This is a genomic window from Corynebacterium sp. CCUG 70398, assembly GCF_024454055.1.
In the GTDB taxonomy this organism is placed as follows: Bacteria; Actinomycetota; Actinomycetes; order Mycobacteriales; family Mycobacteriaceae; genus Corynebacterium; species Corynebacterium genitalium.
Window position 1 is genome coordinate 232,889 of sequence record NZ_JAGPYZ010000003.1, and the last position, 21,580, is coordinate 254,468.

At 63.7% G+C, this 21,580-nt stretch carries 22 protein-coding genes; 16 read left to right on the forward strand and 6 right to left on the reverse strand.

What is annotated here, in order from left to right:
• Position 1: 1 nt before the first annotated feature.
• From dapA to KBX07_RS05710, 6 genes are all read left to right on the forward strand, one after another.
• On the forward strand, positions 2–892 hold the full coding sequence (gene dapA, locus KBX07_RS05685) for a 4-hydroxy-tetrahydrodipicolinate synthase (RefSeq protein WP_255995003.1): 891 nt from the start codon (positions 2–4) through the stop codon (positions 890–892).
• A 2-nt stretch (positions 893–894) separates the two neighbouring features.
• Positions 895–3,018: a ribonuclease J gene (locus tag KBX07_RS05690; RefSeq protein WP_305082948.1), complete on the forward strand. Its 2,124-nt coding sequence runs from the start codon at positions 895–897 to the stop codon at positions 3,016–3,018.
• 113 nt (positions 3,019–3,131) lie between these two features.
• Positions 3,132–3,761 carry a TIGR03085 family metal-binding protein gene (locus KBX07_RS05695; protein ID WP_255995004.1) on the forward strand — a complete coding sequence of 210 codons (630 nt, stop codon included), beginning with the start codon at positions 3,132–3,134 and terminating at the stop codon, positions 3,759–3,761.
• Positions 3,762–3,854: 93 nt separating this feature from the next.
• On the forward strand, positions 3,855–6,962 hold the full coding sequence (locus KBX07_RS05700; RefSeq protein WP_255995005.1) for a DNA translocase FtsK: 3,108 nt from the start codon (positions 3,855–3,857) through the stop codon (positions 6,960–6,962).
• Entirely contained in the window at positions 6,963–7,568 is a 606-nt protein-coding gene (locus tag KBX07_RS05705; protein WP_255995006.1) for a DJ-1/PfpI family protein, read from the forward strand.
• Positions 7,569–7,783: 215 nt separating this feature from the next.
• Positions 7,784–8,959 (forward strand): TerC family protein, encoded by a 1,176-nt coding sequence (locus KBX07_RS05710; RefSeq protein ID WP_255995007.1) that lies wholly within the window; start codon positions 7,784–7,786, stop codon positions 8,957–8,959.
• 15 nt (positions 8,960–8,974) lie between these two features.
• Here KBX07_RS05710 and KBX07_RS05715 read toward each other — a convergent pair whose 3' ends face one another.
• On the reverse strand, positions 8,975–9,247 hold the full coding sequence (locus KBX07_RS05715) for a YciI family protein (RefSeq protein ID WP_255995008.1): 273 nt from the start codon (positions 9,245–9,247) through the stop codon (positions 8,975–8,977).
• Positions 9,248–9,280: 33 nt separating this feature from the next.
• Between KBX07_RS05715 and pgsA the strand changes: the two genes are divergently transcribed.
• The 4 genes from pgsA to KBX07_RS05735 all read left to right on the forward strand — a co-directional run bounded on the left by pgsA (position 9,281) and on the right by KBX07_RS05735 (position 11,865).
• Positions 9,281–9,844, forward strand: coding sequence for a CDP-diacylglycerol--glycerol-3-phosphate 3-phosphatidyltransferase (pgsA, locus tag KBX07_RS05720; RefSeq protein WP_255995009.1), 564 nt, complete (start codon positions 9,281–9,283; stop codon positions 9,842–9,844).
• Entirely contained in the window at positions 9,841–10,464 is a 624-nt protein-coding gene (locus KBX07_RS05725) for a CinA family protein (RefSeq protein WP_256023373.1), read from the forward strand. The genes pgsA and KBX07_RS05725 overlap by 4 nt, the downstream gene beginning before the upstream one ends.
• A gap of 54 nt (positions 10,465–10,518) precedes the next feature.
• The gene (locus tag KBX07_RS05730) at positions 10,519–10,881 is read left to right on the forward strand and encodes a helix-turn-helix domain-containing protein (protein WP_255995011.1); all 363 of its coding nucleotides are present in this window, start codon (positions 10,519–10,521) and stop codon (positions 10,879–10,881) included.
• A gap of 105 nt (positions 10,882–10,986) precedes the next feature.
• Positions 10,987–11,865, forward strand: coding sequence for a PspA/IM30 family protein (locus KBX07_RS05735; RefSeq protein WP_005289774.1), 879 nt, complete (start codon positions 10,987–10,989; stop codon positions 11,863–11,865).
• Positions 11,866–11,885: 20 nt separating this feature from the next.
• Here KBX07_RS05735 and KBX07_RS05740 read toward each other — a convergent pair whose 3' ends face one another.
• From KBX07_RS05740 to KBX07_RS11435, 4 genes are all read right to left on the reverse strand, one after another.
• The gene (locus KBX07_RS05740) at positions 11,886–12,503 is read right to left on the reverse strand and encodes an energy-coupling factor transporter transmembrane protein EcfT (protein ID WP_256023375.1); all 618 of its coding nucleotides are present in this window, start codon (positions 12,501–12,503) and stop codon (positions 11,886–11,888) included.
• Positions 12,500–13,189 carry an ABC transporter ATP-binding protein gene (locus KBX07_RS05745; RefSeq protein ID WP_256023376.1) on the reverse strand — a complete coding sequence of 230 codons (690 nt, stop codon included), beginning with the start codon at positions 13,187–13,189 and terminating at the stop codon, positions 12,500–12,502. The genes KBX07_RS05740 and KBX07_RS05745 overlap by 4 nt, the downstream gene beginning before the upstream one ends.
• 9 nt (positions 13,190–13,198) lie before the next feature.
• The gene (locus KBX07_RS05750) at positions 13,199–13,789 is read right to left on the reverse strand and encodes a biotin transporter BioY (RefSeq protein WP_005289783.1); all 591 of its coding nucleotides are present in this window, start codon (positions 13,787–13,789) and stop codon (positions 13,199–13,201) included.
• Positions 13,790–13,852: 63 nt separating this feature from the next.
• A complete protein-coding gene (locus KBX07_RS11435; protein ID WP_255995015.1) occupies positions 13,853–14,962 on the reverse strand; it encodes an HNH endonuclease signature motif containing protein in 1,110 nt (369 codons plus the stop codon).
• 156 nt (positions 14,963–15,118) lie between these two features.
• On the opposite strand from KBX07_RS11435, the gene KBX07_RS05760 reads away from it, so the two are divergent.
• The 3 genes from KBX07_RS05760 to KBX07_RS05770 all read left to right on the forward strand — a co-directional run bounded on the left by KBX07_RS05760 (position 15,119) and on the right by KBX07_RS05770 (position 17,259).
• Positions 15,119–15,334 (forward strand): DUF3046 domain-containing protein, encoded by a 216-nt coding sequence (locus KBX07_RS05760; protein ID WP_255995016.1) that lies wholly within the window; start codon positions 15,119–15,121, stop codon positions 15,332–15,334.
• Positions 15,335–15,526: 192 nt separating this feature from the next.
• Complete coding sequence (gene recA, locus KBX07_RS05765; protein WP_256002582.1) at positions 15,527–16,648, forward strand: recombinase RecA; 1,122 nt, start codon at positions 15,527–15,529, stop codon at positions 16,646–16,648.
• Entirely contained in the window at positions 16,648–17,259 is a 612-nt protein-coding gene (locus KBX07_RS05770; RefSeq protein ID WP_256002584.1) for a regulatory protein RecX, read from the forward strand. The genes recA and KBX07_RS05770 overlap by 1 nt, the downstream gene beginning before the upstream one ends.
• A gap of 21 nt (positions 17,260–17,280) precedes the next feature.
• On the opposite strand, the gene KBX07_RS05775 is transcribed toward KBX07_RS05770, so the two are convergent.
• Complete coding sequence (locus KBX07_RS05775) at positions 17,281–18,135, reverse strand: glutamate ABC transporter substrate-binding protein (protein WP_256002586.1); 855 nt, start codon at positions 18,133–18,135, stop codon at positions 17,281–17,283.
• A 56-nt stretch (positions 18,136–18,191) separates the two neighbouring features.
• Between KBX07_RS05775 and miaB the strand changes: the two genes are divergently transcribed.
• The 3 genes from miaB to KBX07_RS05790 all read left to right on the forward strand — a co-directional run bounded on the left by miaB (position 18,192) and on the right by KBX07_RS05790 (position 21,491).
• Positions 18,192–19,754 (forward strand): tRNA (N6-isopentenyl adenosine(37)-C2)-methylthiotransferase MiaB, encoded by a 1,563-nt coding sequence (miaB, locus tag KBX07_RS05780; protein WP_256023378.1) that lies wholly within the window; start codon positions 18,192–18,194, stop codon positions 19,752–19,754.
• Positions 19,755–19,761: 7 nt separating this feature from the next.
• Complete coding sequence (locus tag KBX07_RS05785) at positions 19,762–20,406, forward strand: hypothetical protein (RefSeq protein ID WP_256023379.1); 645 nt, start codon at positions 19,762–19,764, stop codon at positions 20,404–20,406.
• Positions 20,407–20,534: 128 nt separating this feature from the next.
• Positions 20,535–21,491 carry a hypothetical protein gene (locus KBX07_RS05790; protein WP_256023381.1) on the forward strand — a complete coding sequence of 319 codons (957 nt, stop codon included), beginning with the start codon at positions 20,535–20,537 and terminating at the stop codon, positions 21,489–21,491.
• Positions 21,492–21,580: the final 89 nt, after the last annotated feature.

The following is a 21,580-nucleotide window of genomic DNA, read 5'->3' on the forward strand; positions in this document are numbered from 1 at the left end:
TATGGGCATTACTAAGAATGAATTAGGAACCGTCGGCGTCGCCATGGCCACCCCGTTCGACAGCAACGGTGACCTGGATCTCGAGACAGGCCGGAGGTTGGCGGCCCACCTCGTAGACAACGGGGTCGACCTGCTGATCTTGGGTGGCACGACCGGAGAATCGCCGACCACGTCCGCCGATGAGAAGCTCCAGTTGATCACAGCGGTGCGCGAGGAGCTCGGCGACCGCGTCAAGATCATGGCCGGCTCGGGCACGAACGACACCCGCTCCTCGATCGAGCTGTCGCGGGCCTCCCGCGACGCCGGCGCAGACTCCCTGCTGGTTGTCACCCCGTACTACTCCAAGCCGTCTCAAGCGGGACTTCTCGCTCACTTCAGCGCTGTGGCGGAGGCGACGGAACTGCCGATCTGCCTCTACGACATTCCCGGCCGCTCCGCGATCCCCATCGCCGGCGACACCATCCGCGCGTTGGCGGAACTGCCTACCGTCAAAGCCGTGAAGGATGCGAAGGGCGACATGCTGGAGGCCACCGCGATTATCAATGACACGGGGCTGGACTGGTACTCTGGCGACGACGTTCTCAACCTGCCGTGGTTCTCCCTCGGCGCGATCGGTGTGATCTCCGTGATTGCGCACGCCGCACCAGGGTTGATGAGAGAAATGGTGACAAGCTTCGAGGAAGGCGACCTCGCCCGAGCCCGGGAAATCAACGCCAACACCATGTGCGTGCTCGCTGGACAGCAGGCCGTGCTTGGTGGAGTGACATTTGCAAAGACAGCCCTGCGCTTGCAGGGCATCGAGGTCGGAGACCCCCGTCTGCCCATCGTCGCACCCGACGAGAAGCAGCTGGAGGCGCTGCGACGTGACATGGAAAAGGCTGGAGTCCTTTAAATATGAATGAATCCCGTAACCGCTCCCGCAAGGTGTCCCGCAAGGCGGGCCCCCCAGAGGCCGGCGACCAGCAACCGGTGTTCCAGACCCCGGACACCCCGCCCGCCGACAACAATGCCGATGCCGGCAACGACCGTGGGGGCCGGGATAACCAGGGCTCCAACAATAACGGCGGCGGCAACGGCAAGAACGACAACGGCGGCAACGGTGGCGGTTCGAACAACGGCGGTAACCGCTCTGGCAACAACCGCGGCGGAAACGGTGGCAACGGCGGAAATGGCGGCGGTGGCAACAACCGTGGCCGTGGACGCGGACGTGGCGGCCGTGGGGGAGGCCGCGGTGACAACCGCCGTAACCCAATGAAGTCGATGCAGGGTGCGGACCTGACGAAGCGTCTGCCCGCCCCGCAGAAGCCGGCAAACGGTGCGCTGCGTATTTACGCGCTCGGCGGCATCTCTGAGATCGGCCGCAACATGACCGTGTTCGAGTACAACGGCCGCCTGCTCATTGTGGACTGCGGTGTGCTCTTCCCGTCTTCGGACGAGCCGGGTGTGGATCTCATCCTGCCGGACTTCGGTCCGATCGAGAACAAGCTGGATAAGGTTGAGGCGCTCGTGGTCACGCACGGGCACGAGGACCACATCGGCGCGATTCCGTGGCTGCTCAAGCTGCGCCCGGACATCCCGATTTACTCCGCGCGCTTCACCAACGCGCTCATCGCGGCCAAGACCCGCGAACACCGCCAGAAGCCGAAGCTGCACGAGGTCAACGAGAAGTCGGAGATCACAGCAGGCCCGTTCAACCTGCGCTTCTGGCGCGTGGGCCACTCGATTCCGGACTGCCTCGGTGTGGTGATCAAGACCGGTGCCGGCACCGTATGCATGACCGGTGACATCAAGCTGGACATGACCCCGTACGACAACAAGCCGACGGACCTGCCCGCGCTGGCCCGCTACGGCGACGAGGGCATCGACCTGTTCCTCTGCGACTCCACGAACGCCACCATTCCGGGCATCTCCAGTTCGGAGGCCGGCATCGAGGAGACACTGATCCGCCTTGTCCAGGGCGCGAAGCAGCGCGTCGTCCTCGCATCCTTCGCCTCGAACGTGTCCCGCGTGCAAATGGCGATCAACGCTGCGGTGGCGTCGGGCCGCAAGGTCGCCTTCAACGGCCGCTCCATGATCCGCAACATGGAGATCGCGGAGAAGATGAGCATGCTCAAGGCTCCGCGCGGCACGATCATCCCGATCGAAGAGGCCGCGAAGATGGCCCCGCACCGCGTCATGCTCATCACCACCGGTACGCAGGGTGAGCCGATGGCGGCACTGTCGCGCATGTCGCGCCGCGAACACCGCCAGATCACGGTACGTGACGGCGACCTGATCATCCTGTCCTCCTCGCTCATTCCGGGCAACGAGGAAGCGGTCTTCGCCGTGATCAACAACCTCGCCCAGATCGGTGCGACGGTGGTGACCAACGAGGACGCCCACGTCCACGCGTCCGGTCACGGTTACGCCGGCGAGCTGCTGTTCCTCTACAACATTGCTCGCCCGCGCAACGCCATGCCGGTCCACGGTGAGTGGCGTCACCTGCGTGCCAACAAGGAGCTGGCAATTGCGACTGGCGTGAAGCCAGAGAACACTGTTCTGGCGCAGAACGGTGTGGTCGTGGACATGGTCGACGGCAAGATCACGGTCGCTGGCCAGTACCAGGTTGGTCACCTCTACGTCGATGGCACCACGATGGGCGATGTCGACCCGGATGTTCTGGCGGACCGCACTTCACTGGCATCCGGCGGTGTCATCTCCATTACCTGTCTGATCGACGACCGCACAGGCAGCCTCATCGAGAAGCCGAAGGTGTCTACCACAGGTCTCATCGACGATGATCGTGGTGTCGTCCCGGTCATCCAGGAGCTGGTGGAGACCACCATGTCTGACCTGGCTGCCGAGGGTGAGAATGACCCGTACCGCATGGTGCAGCAGCTGCGCCGGCGCATTTCCCGCACCATCGAGCAGAAGTACAAGCGCGAGCCAGTCATTCTGCCGACCGTGGTGCCGATGAACACCGACGACATCACCCCGGCGTCGCCCGAGGAGATCGCGGAGTCCCGCGAGTCGCTGTAGACGAGCATTGCTTATCGACGCGCCCTGCCGTAGTAACGGCAGGGCGTTTCCTTGTCATCTGGGCGCTAAATGCGCACAGCCTCGCTCGCCCCAGCCGCGCTAGGCTGGGGCTCATGTCGTTTCAGCAAAAAGAACGCGAGAAGCTCGCCGAACTCATGCTCGAGGTCGGCCCCGATGCCCCGACTTTGTGCGAGGGCTGGACTACCTATGACCTAGCAGCCCACCTGTTCATCCGCGAGCACCGCACGCACCTCGCGGGTGGGTACGTCGTATCGGCCCTCAAAGACTTGACTCGATCTGCGCAGGAGAAAGCCAAGCAGCAAGAGTCGTATGAGCACTTGGTCAACGAGTGGGCGGCGGGACCACCGCTGCACATCAAGCCTCTGGACAGCTTCATGAACGTCTCCGAGAACTTCATCCACCATGAGGACGTGCGTCGCGGTTCCGGCACCGTAGAACCACGCGAGTTCTCTCGCGCTGTCGAGACGAAGCTGATGGGCGCAGCCAAGATGATGGGGAAGATGGCCTTGACGTCCTCTGACGTGCCGGTGGTGCTCACCCCGCCGAACCACCCTCCCGTCACGCTCGGCGGCAAGCGCGGTGTCGCTGAGCAAGGCGACCGCGTCGTGCGCGTGAAAGGCGAGCCGGGCGAGTTGCTGCTCTGGGTCACCGGCCGCGACGCCGTCCAAGTCGAAATCGAGGGCAACGAGGCGGACATCCAGGAAGTCAAGCGCCAGTTCTAGTCTTTAGACTTGACGCTCATTCTCCACCATTGAACCGCTGAAACCGGTGTGGCGTATGTGACTTGAGGTGTGCTGGCCATTAACATGGTGACCATGTCTGTCACCAGTACCCAGCGCCGCGGCGGCGCGCGCAACACCGGCGGAACTCGCCCGTACCGCGGCCGCTCTACGTCCGATTCCACCGGCTCCACACGCGCAGCCGACACCGCCAACGAGCGTGTCGGCTCTGCTGTCGGCGCCGTCGGGCGCGGGCTGGGCAACGCCGCTCGCGAGGCCACCAGCTCATTCCGCACCGTCGGTGGGGGAGCCAGCGGCGGGCGCGGCCGTAAGCGCCGCGACGAGAACTTGCTTGACGACTCTCAGCCCACCACCGGCCGCGGATCCCGCACCTTGACCCCTGAAGAGGCATACGCCGACGAGACCACCCCGAAGTCGACACGGCGCAAGCGGACGACGCGCGACACTTCTCCCGCAACGGAACCCGCAGCTGATTCCCGTTCTGCTGACGCTGATTATGCCGACGACGCTGTGGGGCTCAACGGCCGACGCGTTGACGCGATCGGCCTTGTGCTCATCGGCCTAGCGGCGATCCTTGGCGCTTCGGTGTGGTTGGATATTGCCGGCCCGGTCGGGGCGGCCATTGCGAACGGGACCCACTGGGTCATTGGTGCCGGCGCTCTCGTGCTGCCCGTGATCCTCGTCTGCGTTGCCATCGCGATCATGCTCCGCCTGGGGTCGAACGCGTCCGAGCGCGCGCACAGCGGTTTGGGTCTGACCATCATCGGCATCTGCATGCTCGGTCTGATCCACATCTTCGCCGGAACGCCCGAAACATGGGAAGGCCGACGCGTCGCCGGGGGTGCGATCGGCGCTTTCGTCGGTGGCCCGCTCAGCGCAGGCTTTAGCCCGTACGTCGCTGTGCCGCTGCTGATTCTCGTCATCGTCTACGCTGCGCTGTTGGCTACGGGTATTACCGTGCGTGAATCCTTCGACTACATCCGCGCACTGTTCCGCAGCATCGCTGACAATGCGCGCACGCCCGACCCGGAGGACGACCTCGCCGACGATGACATGTACGGCCATGTCGAAGACGACCTCGATAACATCGCCGAGGGTCGCTCACGCCGCCCGCGCGGGTCCAGCGCTCGCGTAGAGCCCACGCTTTTCGACGTCCCCACCGACAGCAACTACGACGACTACGACGACTACGACCAGGTCGACCGTGGCGGTGGCGCTAACCGCACCCAAGTGCTGGACCCGCAGGCAGAACCACCGCGGAAGAAGCGTTCGACCCGCAAGAAGGTCGCTGTCGCACCGACCACCGTGGACGACGACATCGACGGCACTGACATTGACGGTGCCGACACCCACGCAACGGACACCGCTGACGCTGCTGACTCTGCAGACCCTGTCGCGCAGTCGCGTGAGCAGATGCGCCAGGCGATCATCGCTCGCTCCGGCATTGACGCATCGGCTGTGCCCGCATCTACTCCGAACTCGGAGAAGGAGAAGGCGAAGTCCGGCCAGGCCGACAAGGGTGACGCCGCTGACCAACCTCAGGCGCGTGAGCCGGAGACGTGGTCGCAGACGGATTACACGGTGCCGTCGACAAGCTTGCTCGTGGCTGGCCAAGCGCCGAAGACACGCACTGAGGCCAATGACCGGATGATCGAGGCGATCACCGATGTCTTCGAGGAGTTCAATGTCGACGCCCGCGTGACCGGGTTCTCGCGTGGTCCGACAGTCACGCGTTATGAGGTCGAGCTCGGCCCCGGTGTGAAGGTCTCCAAGATCACCAACTTGCAGTCCAACCTGGCGTACGCCGTGGCAACCGACAACGTCCGTCTGCTCACCCCGATCCCCGGCAAATCTGCTGTGGGTATTGAGGTCCCCAACGCCGACCGTGAGATGGTCCGCCTGCGCGACGTGCTCGAAGCGCCGAATGTGCGTGGCGACCATGACCCGATGCTCATCGGCCTGGGAAAGAACATCGAAGGCGATTTCGTGTCCGCGTCGGTGCAGAAGATGCCGCACCTGCTGGTGGCGGGTTCGACCGGTTCCGGTAAGTCGGCGTTTGTGAACTCGATGCTGGTGTCACTGCTGACGCGCGCAACGCCGGAAGAGGTGCGCCTGATCCTCGTTGACCCGAAGATGGTCGAGCTCACCCCGTACGAAGGCATCCCGCACCTGATCACCCCGATCATCACGCAGCCGAAGAAGGCCGCGGCCGCCCTGCAGTGGCTCGTGGAGGAGATGGAGCAGCGCTACATGGACATGAAGTCCGCGCGCGTGCGCCACATCAAGGACTTCAACAAGAAGGTCCGCTCCGGCGAGCTACAGGCGCCTCCGGGGTCCGAGCGTGAAATGCGTCCGTACCCGCTCATCATCTGCGTCGTTGACGAGCTGGCCGACCTCATGATGACCGCGCCGAAGGAGATCGAGGATTCCATTGTCCGCATCACCCAGAAGGCGCGCGCGGCGGGCATCCACCTGGTGCTGGCCACGCAGCGTCCGTCTGTCGACGTTGTCACCGGCCTGATCAAGACGAACGTGCCGTCGCGCCTCGCATTTGCCACGTCTTCTCTGACGGACTCCCGCGTCATCCTGGATCAGGGCGGCGCCGAGAAGCTCATTGGTATGGGTGACGGCCTGTTCATCCCGCAGGGCGCTGGCAAACCGCAGCGTCTGCAGGGTGCTTTCGTGTCCGACGAGGAGATCCAGGCCGTTGTGGACGCCGTCAAGGAGCAGGGCGAGCCGCATTACACCGAGGGTGTCACCGAGGAGAAGGCTGCCGAGAAGAAGGACATTGACGAGGAGATCGGCAAGGACATGGACGACCTCCTCGAGGCCGTCGAGCTTGTGGTCACCTCCCAGCTCGGCTCCACGTCCATGCTGCAGCGCAAACTGCGCATCGGCTTTGCCAAAGCCGGCCGCTTGATGGACCTAATGGAAACCCGCGGCGTCGTCGGCCCGTCCGAGGGCTCAAAGGCCCGCGAGGTGCTGGTCAAGCCGGAAGAGCTGGACACCATCTTGTGGATGATCAAGGGTGCGGATCCAGCAGACGCGCCCAAGGAGGTGCTCGAGGAGCAAGCACTGCAGGAGGAGAGCTCCTCCGATGCTGACTCCGTTTCGAACGACGGCGCCGACGCCGATCCCCAGACCGTGAAGGCCGCCTACAATCCGACCGGTGGAGCATTCTAAATGGGAGTCGATGGCTCCCGTCTGCGGGTGTCGGTCGTTCTGTTCGACGATGTAGAGCTACTAGATGTCGCCGGACCTGTCGAGGTTTTTTCCAAGGTCGACGACATCGAAGTGGAGATGCTGTCGGCGGACGGCGCGTCTGTTACAACCTCCCAAGGGGTTCGCCTAGGTGTAGACGGGGAACTCAGTGCGAAATCTGGAGACGTCCTCTTCGTCCCCGGGGGTCTGGGTACCCGCCAGCTCGTGAAAGACGAGAGTTTTCTGACCGACTTGAAGTCTTTGGCCGCCGATTCGCAGATCTTGATGTCGGTATGCACCGGTTCGGGACTATTGGCGGCCGCCGGGCTACTCGAAGGATACGCTGCAACGAGCAATAAGAATGCGTTCGCCTGGGCGACCACGTTCGGCAGCGCTATCGAATGGCGTCGCTCCGCACGGTGGGTTCATGACCGTGATCGGTGGACATCGTCGGGAGTCACTGCCGGAATCGATACGGCGGCCGCCTTCATCGCGCATCGTTTCGGCTTTGATGCCATCGCTGAGGTTGCGGGCTCGATTGAGCTGCGACTTAATCTTGACCCCGAGGATGACCCGTTCGCTGTTTAAACCACAGTGCAGCGGGCCAGGGTGTGTGGCGGCCGCGACGATCAAGTAGGGTTGCTTCCTGTTGGAGGGGAGTACCCCAAAAGCGCCTCGGATCGTCAACACGGTTCGACGGGCGGCCGCATGGTCGCGCGTTGCCCGGTCCAGGCGGCCCGCCGTCGTAACGCGCAGGTGGGGGAGACCTCCGGTCCGTACCCGTTTTGACCGGAGGTCACATCATGCACGTCCCTTTGTGGATCTGGCTTGTCACGTCGGCAGTCATCCTCGGCTTCTTCATCTTTGACTTCGTCTCCCACGTCCGCACCCCGCACGAGCCCTCCATGAAGGAATCGGGTGGTTGGGCTGCGTTCTACATGACCATGGCGGCGATCTTCGGCGGCATTGCCTGGTGGCAGTGGGACGCGGAGCACGGCGTGCAATTCTTCACCGGTTACATCACCGAGCTGTCGCTGTCGGTGGATAACCTCTTCGTCTTTGCGCTGATCATGGGCGCCTTCAAGATTCCACGCGCGTACCAGCAGAAGGTGCTGCTCATCGGAATCGTCATGGCGCTCGTGTTCCGCCTGATCTTCATTCTGCTGGGGGCTGTGATCATCTCGGCGTGGTCGTGGGTGTTCTACATCTTCGCCGCGTTCCTGCTCTACACGGCGATCAAGCTGGTGTATGACGAGGCTACCGATCAACCGGAGACCGACCCGAACGACATGCTGGTGGTCAAGACGCTGCGCAAGGCTATCCCGGTGACGCAGTCCTACCACGGCGACAAACTCATGTCTGTCACCGAAGCAGGCAAGAAGGCCGTCACCCCGCTGTTCGTGGCCCTGCTGGCGATCGGCTTCATCGACGTGATGTTCGCCTTCGATTCCATCCCGGCCATCTTCGGTATCACCACCGAACCGTTCCTCGTCTTCACCGCAAACGCTTTCGCGCTGCTCGGCTTGCGCCAGCTGTACTTCCTGCTCAACGGTTTGCTGGACAAGCTGGTGTACCTGCCGTACGGCCTGGCCGTGGTGCTGGGATTCATCGGAATCAAGCTTTTGCTCCACGCCCTGCATGAGAACAACCTGCCGTTCATCAACGGCGGCGAAGGCTTTGCAGTGCCTGAGATTGGCACGGTCACCTCGCTCGTTGTGATTGTCGGCGTGCTGGCCATTACCGCCATCGCTTCTCTGATCAAAGAACGCCAGATGGTCAAGAACGGCGAAAAGGACCCGAACGGCCCGCAGTTCCACATCGATTACGACGACCACGGCAACCGCCGCAAGGTCGACCCGGACGGCAACCACCTCGAGTGGATTGATGACCCTGCGACGTCCGGCAAGGGCGACCACACCGCCACTGGATCGCGCGACACCGGCCACCTCGACGTCTCACGCGGCGGCCAGCAAGCGTAACCGTCGCAGGCGGAGCTAGAACGCGTTGATCACCGGGTTCCACTCGCGGATTTCCCGGTCTGCGAGCGCTCCCGCCTCGGTGTAGGGGTCCGCGGCGAGAATCTCCTCGAGAGCCGCCCGGTCCGCCACGCGGAAGAGAATAAGCGACTGGGCGTCGCCCTCGAACGGCCCGGCCGCGACCACGATGCCGTCGTCCTTCAGGGCGGTCATGTAGTCGCGGTGGCGTGGGCGGGTGGCGCTGATGAGCGAGCGCTCACCATAGGTGTAGGTCACTGCGTAGTACTTCATGGACCCCGAGTCTAGGGATGTAGGGTTAGAAGTGTGACCGAACCAGCACCCAGACAGTCCAACTGGAACCTGCCCAACATTCTGACCTCGCTGCGTATCCTGTTCACGCCCGTTTTCGCGTGGCTGGTGCTTTCCCAGCAGTGGTGGTGGGCGTTCGGGGTGTTCGTTGCACTCATGATCACCGACAAGCTCGACGGCGACATTGCGCGCTCGCGCGGGCTGATCACGGACTTCGGCAAGATCGCCGACCCGATCGCCGACAAAGCATTGATGATCACGGCGCTGGTCACGCTGAACATTGCCAGCAACCTGCCGGTGTGGATCACGGTGGTCATCGTGGTACGTGAGCTGGGTATCACGTTCTGGCGGATGTGGATGTTGCGCCAGGGCAAGGTGGTTCCGGCGTCGAAAGGCGGAAAGCTCAAGACTGTCCTGCAGACTGTCGGTGTGGCGATGTACCTGTGCCCGCTGCCTGGCTGGATGGACATCCCGACGCTGGCGGTCATGCTCATCGCGGTCGCGGTCACCGTGGTCACGGGCGTGCAATACCTTGTCGATGGCGCGCGGGCCAACGCAGCAGGTAAGGCCTCCGCATGACCCGCTCCCTAGTCCCCCGGATCGAACAGGTCGATGTCGAGCGCAGCGTCCAGATTCGTGTCGCGGAGGCACTCGCAGCCGACATTATCGACGCGCTGCGCCGGCGGAAAGAGACCCTTGCGCTGTGCGAATCCCTCACAGCCGGGCTGGCCACCGCGACCATTGCCTCCGTGCCGGGATCATCCGACGTGTTGCGCGGGGGACTGGTCACCTACGCGACCGACCTGAAGGAATCTCTTGCGGGTGTGCCCGAAGAGGTGCTCGATCTGCATGGCCCGATCCACTCGGCCACGGCACGCCACATGGCGCGCGGCGCGAGAACGGCATGCGGCGCCGACTGGGGAGTTGGGCTGACCGGAGTCGCAGGACCCGATAGCCAAGACGACCACCCCGTGGGAGAGGTGTACGTCGGGGTGTCGGGGCCGCGGCGTACCGCAGCGACGAGAGCCGCCGGCATTCTCGCGCTCGACTACCCGAACGCGGTGCGGTACTCGCTCGTCCCGTGGTCCGCGACCCCGCAGCGGGTCGTGGCAGGCAACCGTCAACAGATTCGCGAGAACGCTGTGCTCGCCGCCATGTTCGCCCTGCGCTATGAAATCGAGGGTGTGAGCAGGCGCTAGACTGTCGGGAACACGACGGGAACAATATCTGCCGACCAACCGTTGAATAACACGATGGCAACTACAACAACGCTCAAGTACCAGCCCGCACATGCTGCTCCGGTGGAGCAGCCGGCGACGTCGACACGCATTCGTGAACCGCTGCTGCGTGAGGCGCTCGGCATGTCCCTGCGCGCTTTCCGTGCAGATAAGGGAGTGACTCTGCGCGAACTGGCCGCGCAGGCGCGCGTGTCGCCGGGCTACCTCTCCGAGCTCGAACGCGGCCGGAAGGAAGTCTCCTCCGAGCTGCTCGCCTCCGTGTGCCTGGCGCTTGATACCACCGTGTCCGATCTGCTGCTCGAGGCAGCAGCGAACCTGTCGCTGCAGGCGATGGCCGACGAACTGGCTCACACCCCGCCGGCAGCCGCCGAGGTCTAAGCGCTGCCCGGTCGCCGCGTTCTCCCGCGCACGGCTGGCACCACTCGGCTACCATGTAGGCGTTAAAGATTCTTTAGACATCGCCGCAGAAAGGCTCGAACACTCATGGCTAACCCGTTCACCAAGTTCTGGAACTACCTCATGGCCCTCTTCGATAACAAGATCGAGGAGAACGCAGACCCGAAGATCCAGATCGAGCAGGCGATTGGCCAAGCCCAGCGCCAGCACCAGGCCCTGAGCCAGCAGGCAGCTGCCGTGATCGGCAACCAGCGCCAGCTGGAGATGCAGCTCAACCGCCGTCTGGCGGATGTCGAGAAGCTGCAGGCGAACACCAAGCAGGCGCTGCAGCTGTCCGACAAGGCACGGTCCGAGGGCGACATGCAGAAGGCCACCGAGTACGAAAACGCGGCCGAGGCTTTCGCCGCCCAGCTGGTCACCGCGGAGCAGGGCGTGGAGGACACCAAGGTTCTGCACGATCAGGCGCTGCAGCAGGCCCAGCAGGCTAAGCAGGCCGTCGAGCGCAACTCCATGCAGCTCCAGCAGCAGGTCGCTGAGCGTTCCAAGCTTCTGTCCCAGCTGGAGCAGGCCAAGATGCAGGAGAAGGTCGCCGAGTCCCTGCAGTCCATGAACTCCATCACCGGCGGCAACCAGCCGAACCTGGACCAGGTCCGCGAGAAGATCGAGCGCCGCTACTCCAACGCACTCGGCCAGGCTGAACTGGCACAGAACTCCGTCCAAGGCCGCATGGCTGAGGTAGAGCAGGCAGGCATCCAGATGGCCGGCCACTCCCGTCTCGAGCAGATCCGCGCAGAAATGGGCGGTGGCGCTCTCGAGTCCGGTCAGCAGCAGGCTCTGCCGCAGGCCAACCAGGCGCCGAGCCAGCAGCCGCAGATTCAGGGCGGCTACCAGTCCAACACCGATGCGCCGGACGTGTCTAGCGACGCTGTCGCAGAGCGCATGCGTGAGCTGCGCGGCGATCACTAAAAACCCCTGCGGGGAAGCCGCTAATCGACGGCTCCTCGCGCCATGAGCGCCTCACCCGTGAGCTGAGCGCGGCGAACGCTGCGGATCACCAGCGGAGTCCCGAAAGCCAGGAGCGACGTATTCGCGCCCCTGGCTTTTCGCGCGTCTAGGGACTCATTGGCGGTGTTGAACAGCAGCGGGATCTGACGGATGGTCAGGGCGATAGCCAGGCTGATCGTGTCCACCGGCACCCCGATGCGTGCGAGCGGCGCCATGTTCGACTCGAGGGCCTCCATGAGTTCCTCGATGGTGGTCGTCAGGGTCAGCAACGTGGCCGCCATGAAGGTGGCAATCAGCCCGACCAAGGTGGTGAGCATGTTCATCCACCCGTTCTGCCACCACATGAATGCGCCGAGGAACGCCATGACCGGCAGGACCGGGGCGACTTGCCGCCATGCTGTGTCCACCGGAATGCCGGCAATAGCGTAGAAGCCGAAGATGCCAGCAAGCACACCCAGAGCATGCCACGGCTGGGTGGGCAGCCACACCACGAGGATGATGAATACGACGAGCGCGAGGAACTTCGCAGTTGGGGACGCGCGGTGCAGCAGTGTGTCGCCGGGCACGTAAACACCGAGCGGGAGTTCTCGCAGTCTCATGGCGTGCGCTTCATCAAATCGCGGTAGAACGCGACCGCGTCAGCGGGAGGGCCGTCGTAGACGAGCTCACTGTCGTTGATGCACAGCACGCGGTCGAAGTTGTCGAGCATCTCCAGGTCATGCGTGACGACGATCAACTGCTGGTCCAACCCCTCCAACTCCTGAATAATCCGGCGCCGGTTACGCAGGTCCAGAAGGGTGGTTGGTTCGTCCGCAATGATCGTCTCCGGTTCGATGACGAGCACGGCGGCTAGCGCGAGCATCTGCTTTTCGCCGCCGGAGAGGGTGTGGGGCGAGTTTTCGGCGCGGTCGCCGAGCTGGAAACGTTCCAGCATCTCGTCGACTCGGGCGTTGACCTCCTGTTTGGGCAGTTTGAACCGGCGCAGAGAGAAGGCGATGTCGTCGCGGACCCGCGGCATGACGATCTGGGCTTCGGCATCGGAGAAGATGAACCCTACCCGGCGGCGGATGTCTTTGCCGTGGGAGTGGGTGGCTAGTCCGTCGTAAAGCACGGCGCCCGACGTCGGCTCAATGAGACCGTTGACCATGCGCACCAACGTCGACTTGCCTGAACCGTTGGAGCCGATGATGCCGATGCGCTGCTCAGACAGCTCGAAGGACAGCGGCTGGAGAATGACCGAGCCGTCGTAGGCGACGCACGCGCGGTCGAACGTGATTGTGGGCACGGTGCACGCCTAGCTGCGGCGCAGTTGCGGGAATGCCGCGTGGACAGCAAGCGCGATGGCGATCATGACGGCGAGCTTGCCCAAATCGGGGAGAACGAACGCGCCCTGGGCGGCGATCGCCGCGCCGAAGCTCATGTCCGCGCGCCACATCATGCCCAGCGAACCGAAGAGGTACTGCAAAGCGAGGGCGACCACGCCGGCGAGAATGAATATGGCCACGGTCGCGCCCTTCTTCACCCAGGGGGAGCGGTAGGCGATCAGACCAGCGATGAAGGCACCGATGAGGTAACCGACCAGATATCCGATTGTCACGCCCGCGAAAGCTTGAATGACGGTGCGGCCGCCGGCGAGAACCGGAAGAAAAAGTCCCACGAGAAGGAACAGGCCGGTGGCAAGGAACCCCCGACGGGCACCGAGGACGAGGCCGGCGAGGATGGTGGCGGCGTTCTGCAAGACAATCGGCACACCGGCAGCGCCGACCGGGATGGCCAAGAAACCGAGCACGGCGATCAGGGCGGCGAAGACTGCGACGTAGGCGATATCGAGCGCGGTACTAGAGCTGCCGTTGCCGCGGGCAGTGGTGTCAGTCGTTGTCGTCATGGACAACACAATAGCGGACCCAATTGAACACCGTTCAAGAGGTGTCGCGCGCGGCGTGCTGCGTCAGCTCGCTACGGCGTGCCGCACGGTTCCGAAGAGCGCGTCCATCGCTCCGTACGGATGCTTCGTGTTCGTGCGCGGGTAGCCCCTCGGCGAGACGTACACTGGGCGGCCCGCGCGGATCTCGATGCGGCCGCGTCTGCTGATGTGGGCGTCATCGTCGTTGACGCGGTTGTGGTACTCGCAGACGATGGCCAAGTTGTCCATGTTGGTGACACCGCCGTTCTTCCACGGGTCGACGTGGTGGACCTGGCAGAGGTCGGCGGGCATCCGGCAATCCGGGTTCGCGCAGATAGGCTGAGTGATTTTGGCCAGGGTGCGCTGCTTCTCCGACGCGAAACGCAGGTCCCGGTAATGGTTGAGCGGGCCCTCGGTTGGGTGGAACAGGGCGGCCTCAAGGCCGTAGGCGGGATTCTGGAAGTACTGTGCCAGGAAGTCCTTGCCAGTGATGGTGGTGCCGTCGGTCAAGCCTAGGAGGACGTCATCACCCTTGCCGGCGTGAATCTGCGCCAGGTCAGGGGCGGGGACGATGATGGTCGGCCGCGGTGCCGCCTCGGGGACTCCTGCGCCTGAGCGCATCAGCTCTTCGAAGGCGTCGGCCATCTGCGGCGCGGCCGGCAAATCGCGAGAAATGTTCGAGCGCAGCGTCGCTTCGAGCGCCGCCATGACGTGCTCGCAGGCGGTGATGACTGCCGTGCGCATCCCCTTGACCGATGCGCCGAATGACACGCCCTTGCGCGGGTTGACTTCTTTCGCCGGAAGAATCGCCTTGGCGTAGCGCGCCAGCCCCGCACACGTTGTTACGGTGCTGGCAGCCGCAGCGATGAGCTTTGCCCGGAACCCGGCGCGCTCGACGTCGGAGGTGACGTGCTTGATGGAGCGTTCGATCTGGGCGAGCATGTCGACGCACACCCCGCCCGACCGGGCGGCGTCGGCGGCGTCGCGCTGCGCCACGGCTAACGACGACGACCGTGCTGGCCCGTAGTAGGCCGCATGCACCAAGGTCAGCTCGGCTACCCGGGCTGGTGCAAGGCCGGCCGCGAGGAAGGCATCGCGGTCGAAACCCGCGAGGTCGTCCACCCCGATGCTGGTGAGGAAGTCAAGTAAGTTCACGCCCTCACGCTAAGTGGGCCTCACCATGGCTGGCAAGGGATGTTTGCGCACTACAGTGAGCAAACTCAAGGAACGTGTTCCGTTGCCGGGCAGTCTTATAAGGGGTTGGGCAATGGCCGTCGATAAGCGAACGGCGGTGCGCGTATCCTTGGCCGCATGCGCTTGACGGAATTCCAGCAGCTAATCCACGACGAGTTCGGTGACGCGAAAGGCCAGTGGGTCGTGTCATCCCACGTCTTTCCCGGGGTGGGTAAGACGGCGGAGGAGCTGATCGAAAGTGGAGTCGATCCGCGCTACGTGTGGGAGGGGCTGTGCGAGGCGTTTGACGTGCCGGAAGAGCGCAGGTGGGGCGTGGATAAGCCAGGGGAGTGACGCGACGGAAACTTTCTTTTCGAACATTCGTGCGTGTATATTCGAAACAATGTCCGTTGCCGAAGTAGATTGAGTTTCTGACAACGGGGAACCGGAAACGGGTCTTCGGCGGTCTAACGAAATATGCAGACCGTAACCGACCCAGATAACAGCACAGACAGCAAAGTTATTAGCGAAAGGACTGACCACGCGATGGCGACGAAGAAGAAGGCAAGCAACACAGGCAACGACCGCCAAAACGCGCTCGATGCGGCGATGGCCATGATTGAGAAGGACTTCGGCAAGGGCGCCATTATGCGCCTGGGCGACGATAACCGCCCGCCGATCCAGGCGATTTCCTCCGGCAACACTGCCGTCGACGTGGCGCTGGGCATTGGCGGGTGGCCGCGCGGCCGCATCGTCGAGATCTACGGCCCGGAGTCGTCCGGTAAGACCACGGTGGCGCTGCACGCGATCGCAGAGGCGCAGCGCGCGGGCGGCATCGCAGCGTTCATCGACGCGGAGCACGCGCTGGACCCGGAGTACGCTAAGAAGCTCGGCGTGGACACCGACAACCTGCTGGTCTCCCAGCCGGACACCGGTGAGCAGGCGCTGGAGATTGCGGACATGCTGGTGCGTTCCGGCGCGATCGACATGATCGTCATCGACTCCGTCGCCGCCCTGACCCCGAAGGCTGAAATCGAGGGCGAGATGGGCGACAGCCACGTCGGCCTTCAGGCCCGCCTGATGTCTCAGGCGCTGCGCAAGATGGCCGGTGCGCTGTACAACTCTGGCACCACCGCGATCTTCATCAACCAGCTGCGCGAGAAGATCGGCGTCATGTTCGGCTCGCCGGAGACCACCACCGGTGGTAAGGCCCTGAAGTTCTACGCGTCCGTGCGGTGCGATGTCCGCCGCATCCAGACGCTCAAGGACGGCCAGGACTCGATCGGTAACCGCACGCGCCTGAAGATCGTGAAGAACAAGGTTTCCCCGCCGTTCAAGGTCGCCGAGTTCGACATCATGTACGGCGAAGGCATCTCGCGCGAGTCGTCGATCATCGACATGGGTGTGGACAACGGGATCATCAAGAAGTCCGGTTCGTGGTTCACCTACGAGGGCGATCAGCTGGGCCAGGGCAAGGAAAAGGCGCGCGTCTTCTTGAAGGAGAATCCGGAGCTGGCGAATGAGTTGGAGCGCAAGATCTTCGAGAAGCTCGGGGTGGGCGAGTTCGCTGGTCAGGACCAGCTGTCCGACGACCCGGTGGACATGGTGCCCAACATCGACTTCGACGACAATGAAGCCGACGAGCTCGCCGGCGCCGCTCAAGAGTAGTGCCGGACTATCCCGCGCCTGACCCGGAGAAGCTGCGCAAGCTGCAGGAAGCGCTCGACGAGTATGCGGCGGGCCAACACGCCCCGCTTATCGACGAAGCCCACGAGAAGGAAACCTCGCGCATCCGCGAGAAAGCACTGCGGTTGTTGGACCAGCGCTCCCGCTCGCGCCACGAGCTGCGCGAGCGGCTGGTGGGCACGGGGCCAGAGCCGCAGTTCGAGCCGGACCTCATCGACGAGGTGCTGGACGCCTTGGAGTCGAGCGGGCTTATCGACGACGCATCCTTCGCCCACGAATGGGTCCGCCAGCGCGCTACTGCCCGGGGCAAGTCCGCCCGCGCCCTTGACCTCGAGCTGCGGAACAAGGGCGTTGCCGAGCCGCTGCGTGCCGAAGCGCTCGCGCAGATCACGGCCGAGGATGAGGAAGCCCAAGCGCGGGTCGTCGCGGAAAAGAAAGTCCGCGAGGTGAAGGTGCCGCCGGAAGACCGCGCCGAGTACGACAAGGTGCTCCGCCGCGTCGTCGGCGTGCTGGCTCGTCGTGGGTATAACTCGGAGCTGACCATGCGCGTTGCGCGGGAAACGCTCGACGCGCGCATCGCTGAGGTGGGCTGAGCCCGGGCGACGTCGGCAGTGCTAGTTCAGGAAGGACATATCGCCCGGGGTGTCGGCCTGCACTGCGGCATCAGAGGCGAGGTGCTCATCGACGAAACGGTCGAAGGAACCGTCCTCGTGCATTTTCGCCAGCGCCTCATTGACGGCTGAGACGCTGGCATCATTGTCGCGGGGGAGGCCGAGGCCGTAGTGCTCGTCGTTAAGCGGTGCGCCATCGCGCTCCAACGGGACGAGCTGGAACACCCCTGGCTCGTGCGCGGAGAACCCGGAGAGAATCGCCGCGTCGGTGGACAGGGCGTCGACCTCCCCGGCGCGCAGAGCGTCGAGGCACGCGGTGTAGCTGTCGTATTCGGCAAGGACCACGCCCGGAATGTCCTCACGCAGTGTTTTCGCGGCCGTCGTGCCGGTGACAAAGCACAGGTTCTTGCCGTCGAGCGACTCCAGCCCCGTGATGTGAGACCCGTCCACCGTGAGTAGCGCCTGGTGGGTCAGCAGGTACGGCCCGGCGAAAGAGACCTCCTCAGCACGCTTGGCGTCGATGGAATAGTTCGAGGCGACCATGTCCACGTACCCGTTGTCCAGCAGTGACGCACGTTGGCCGGGCGGGGTTTCACGCCATTCGATCTCGGGGTGGTCCCACCCGTTGTCGTCGGCGATCGAGTTGATCACGTAGGTGGCGATGTCGATGTCGAGGCCGGCAGGGGAGCCGTCGTCACGCATCATGCTCAAACCTGGATTTGTGAACGCGGAGCCCACAACGACGCGGCCGGATTCGATCTGGTACAGAAGATCCTGATCATCCGGCGAACCGCACGCACTGAGTCCACTGACTCCGAGAACCGAAACGAGCGCGGCAGCAAGGTGGATCGAGCGCATGAGACCAACGTTACGCGGTTAGGACTCTCTCGGCGCGCGGAATACACTGTGTCACCGTGACACTAGCGACGAGCACCGTAAACGGAACCAGCCAGCACCCCCGCACCTACGAGGTGCGCACGTTCGGCTGCCAGATGAACGTGCACGATTCCGAACGGCTGTCTGGCCTGCTGGAAGACGCTGGATACGTCGCGGCGACTGACGACAACGCCGACCTGATCGTCTTCAACACCTGCGCCGTCCGCGAAAACGCTGACAAGCGCCTTTACGGCACGCTGGGTGCGCTGCGCGACAAGAAGCGGCACCACCCGAGCATGCAAATCGCCGTCGGTGGCTGTCTTGCGCAGAAGGACCGCGACACGGTGGTGGAGAAAGCGCCCTGGGTCGACGCGGTCTTTGGCACGCACAACATGTCGGCCCTGCCGGCACTGCTTGACCGCGCCCGGGTTGAGGAGGAGGCGCAAGTCGAGGTCGTCGAATCCCTCGAAGTCTTCCCCTCGGTGCTGCCCGCAAAGCGAGAGTCCTCCTACGCCGGCTGGGTATCGGTGTCGGTAGGGTGCAACAACACGTGCACGTTCTGCATCGTGCCGTCGTTGCGCGGCAAGGAGCAGGACCGCCGCCCGGGCGACATCCTCGCTGAAGTGCAGGCGCTCGTTGACCAGGGCGTGTCCGAGGTGACTCTCCTGGGCCAGAACGTCAACGCGTACGGCGTGAACTTCGTCGACCCGGACATGCCGCGCGACCGCTCGGCGTTTTCGAAGCTCCTGCGCGCGTGCGGCGAGATCGAGGGCCTGGAGCGGCTGCGCTTCACCTCCCCGCACCCGGCGGAATTCACCTCCGATGTCATCGACGCAATGGCCGAGACACCGAACATCTGCCCGCAGCTGCACATGCCTTTGCAATCCGGGTCCGACAAGGTGCTCAAGGATATGCGCCGATCGTACCGTTCGAAGAAGTTCCTCGGCATTCTCGACGAGGTCCGCGCGAAGCTGCCGCACGCGTCCATCACCACGGACATCATCGTGGGTTTCCCGGGTGAGACGGAGGAGGATTTCCAAGCGACGCTCAACGTCGTCGAAAAGGCGCGGTTTACGTCTGCGTACACGTTCCAGTACTCGCCGCGCCCCGGCACGCCCGCCGCGGAAATGGACGGCCAGGTTCCCAAAGAGGTCGTCCAGGAGCGTTTCGAGCGCCTGCTCGCCCTGCAGGAGCGGATCAGTTACGAAGAGAACCTGAAGCTCATCGGCACCTCCCAGGAGCTGCTCGTCCAGGAGACGAACGAGAAGAAGGCGGACCGCGCGCAGAGCACGCGGCTGTCCGGGCGCGCACGTGACGGACGGTTGGTGCACTTCGACGCCGGTTCGCTTATCGACGCCGTCCGCCCCGGCGACATCGTCCACGTCACCATCACCGATGCCCGTCCCTTCTACCTCATCGCGGATTCGGGCGTTACGGCGCACCGCCGCACGCTGGCCGGCGACAACTCCGAAGCCGGCCAGGTGCCTACGACCGCGCCTGTCGGGGTGGGGTTAGGCATGCCGAAGATCGGTGCGCCGGTAGCTGCGCCCGCTGCAGCTGGCGCGGCCGGCGCGGGCGGGGCATGCGGGAGCTGCGGATAGGAGGATCATGAGCAACCCGACGCAGACCGAACTCGCCCAGCAGGAGAAGCACTCCGCTGACACCCTCGATCTAGGCTGGCACCAATGGCTACTGGTCGGTGCGATCGTTGTTTACGTGGTGTCTCTGTTCCTACCCTTCGCTGGCGACACCACGGGCCTTCAGATGCTCACGTTCACCGAGGCGGACGGCATGTCGATCGCGGTCACGGAGCGGCTATTCACTCTCTTGTCGTTTCTGTGCCTGGTGGTATTCACGCTGTTGACGGTGATCCTGCGGCGCACGTCGTTAGCCTTGCTGGCGTGGATGGCCGGTTGCGTCGCGTTAGTCAGGGCGCTGCTGGGCTTGTGGCTGCGCCAGACCAGCTCGGCAGCCGCCGCGGGGGTGACATCTGGGGCCGGTATTTACGTGGCAATCCTCGCGGTCATCGTGGCTATTCCGGTGCTGTCGGTCGCCTGGATGCGCCGCACCCCCGAGCAAAAACGCCTGGAGGAGCAGCGGCGCGAGCAGACGGAGTTCAACCCCGTCGCTGATCTGCAGACGGATGCGGCGACGCAGGCCGTGCGGCGCACAGACGGCGCGGGCTCCATTGTCGACGACCGCCGCCAGCGGGCAGCCCAGCGCCACCGTCAAACCGGGTACGCGCACGACTAAATAGGGGCGGGACGCAGTACGCAGAGCATAGGCTCACCGCCCGGGATCGGTACAACCACCGCAGCATCAGGAACTTTTCATACTGACGCAGCATTCCACTTCCAGAGTGTGAATGGACGGAGTGCAGCGTGAACGAGCAGCGAAGAAGGTTAGAGAAGCCGACATACGGTGGCGGTACCGACACCCATCCGGAGTACCGCATTACCCCGAACGGGTTGGAGCCTCCGGGCAAGCTGAAGCCGTGGACCATGTTGTACATGGGCAACATGGTGTTGCACCCACCCATGGGCCTAGCGTTCATGTACTGCTTTGCTGCGGGATTGCCCTACGTCGGTAATTCTGGGTGGTTGGGTTTGACCTACGGTGGTGCGCCGTCGGAGCCTGCGGCCGCGAATCTAGCGGAGACGGTCTCCTTCTGGGCGGGTCTCCTCGGCATTTTGCTCGTGATGCTTGTCGCAGCGAATTTTCGGTTCTACTTCCTCATCGTCACAACGACACTGACGTGTGCTGTTTCCACTGCATGCTGGTGCATCGGCGCATTGCAGCGATTCGCCGAGTCGATGAGTAACCCATCTTCTGCGGCAGCCAACCAGGTGCACATTGGTTACTTCCTGCTGCCCGTGCTGACGGCGAGCCTCACACTGATGCTCGGCAGCGTGTGGAAGGGATGCGAATGGGCCACCCGTCCGAACGGCAACCAGTTATACGAGCGAAACCGCTATGCGTGGGACCGCCGGTACTACAAGGTGGCCGAAATTAAACGGCCTTTCGAACGGGTCCCGCGTCGTGAGGTCGGCGGCAAGCGATGGCTGCTTCTCGGATGTGTGGGCGCGTTCGTTTTCTTGCTGTCCGCACCGGTGGTAGATGGCTTGAACACGTTTGATGTCTTTTCCGTCGTGGGCGATAACCAGCCCATTAGCAGTACCGGAATCGAGCTGATATTCCTCGTACTTGCCATCGTTGGAGTCGTTGGTTTTGGCATGTGGGTGGTTCTGAGCAACCGTGCCGGCAATGCCGTTTACTGGGCGTGGTTGTTGTCCTGCTCAGCTCAGTTGAAGCGTCCTGGTTTTCGTTCCGCTTATTGAACGCCCAACGGCTGGGCGTGTGATTGTTGATAGTAGGCGTCTTCCATCTCTTGTGGGGTGATGTATCCCAATGACTCGTGCAGGCGGTG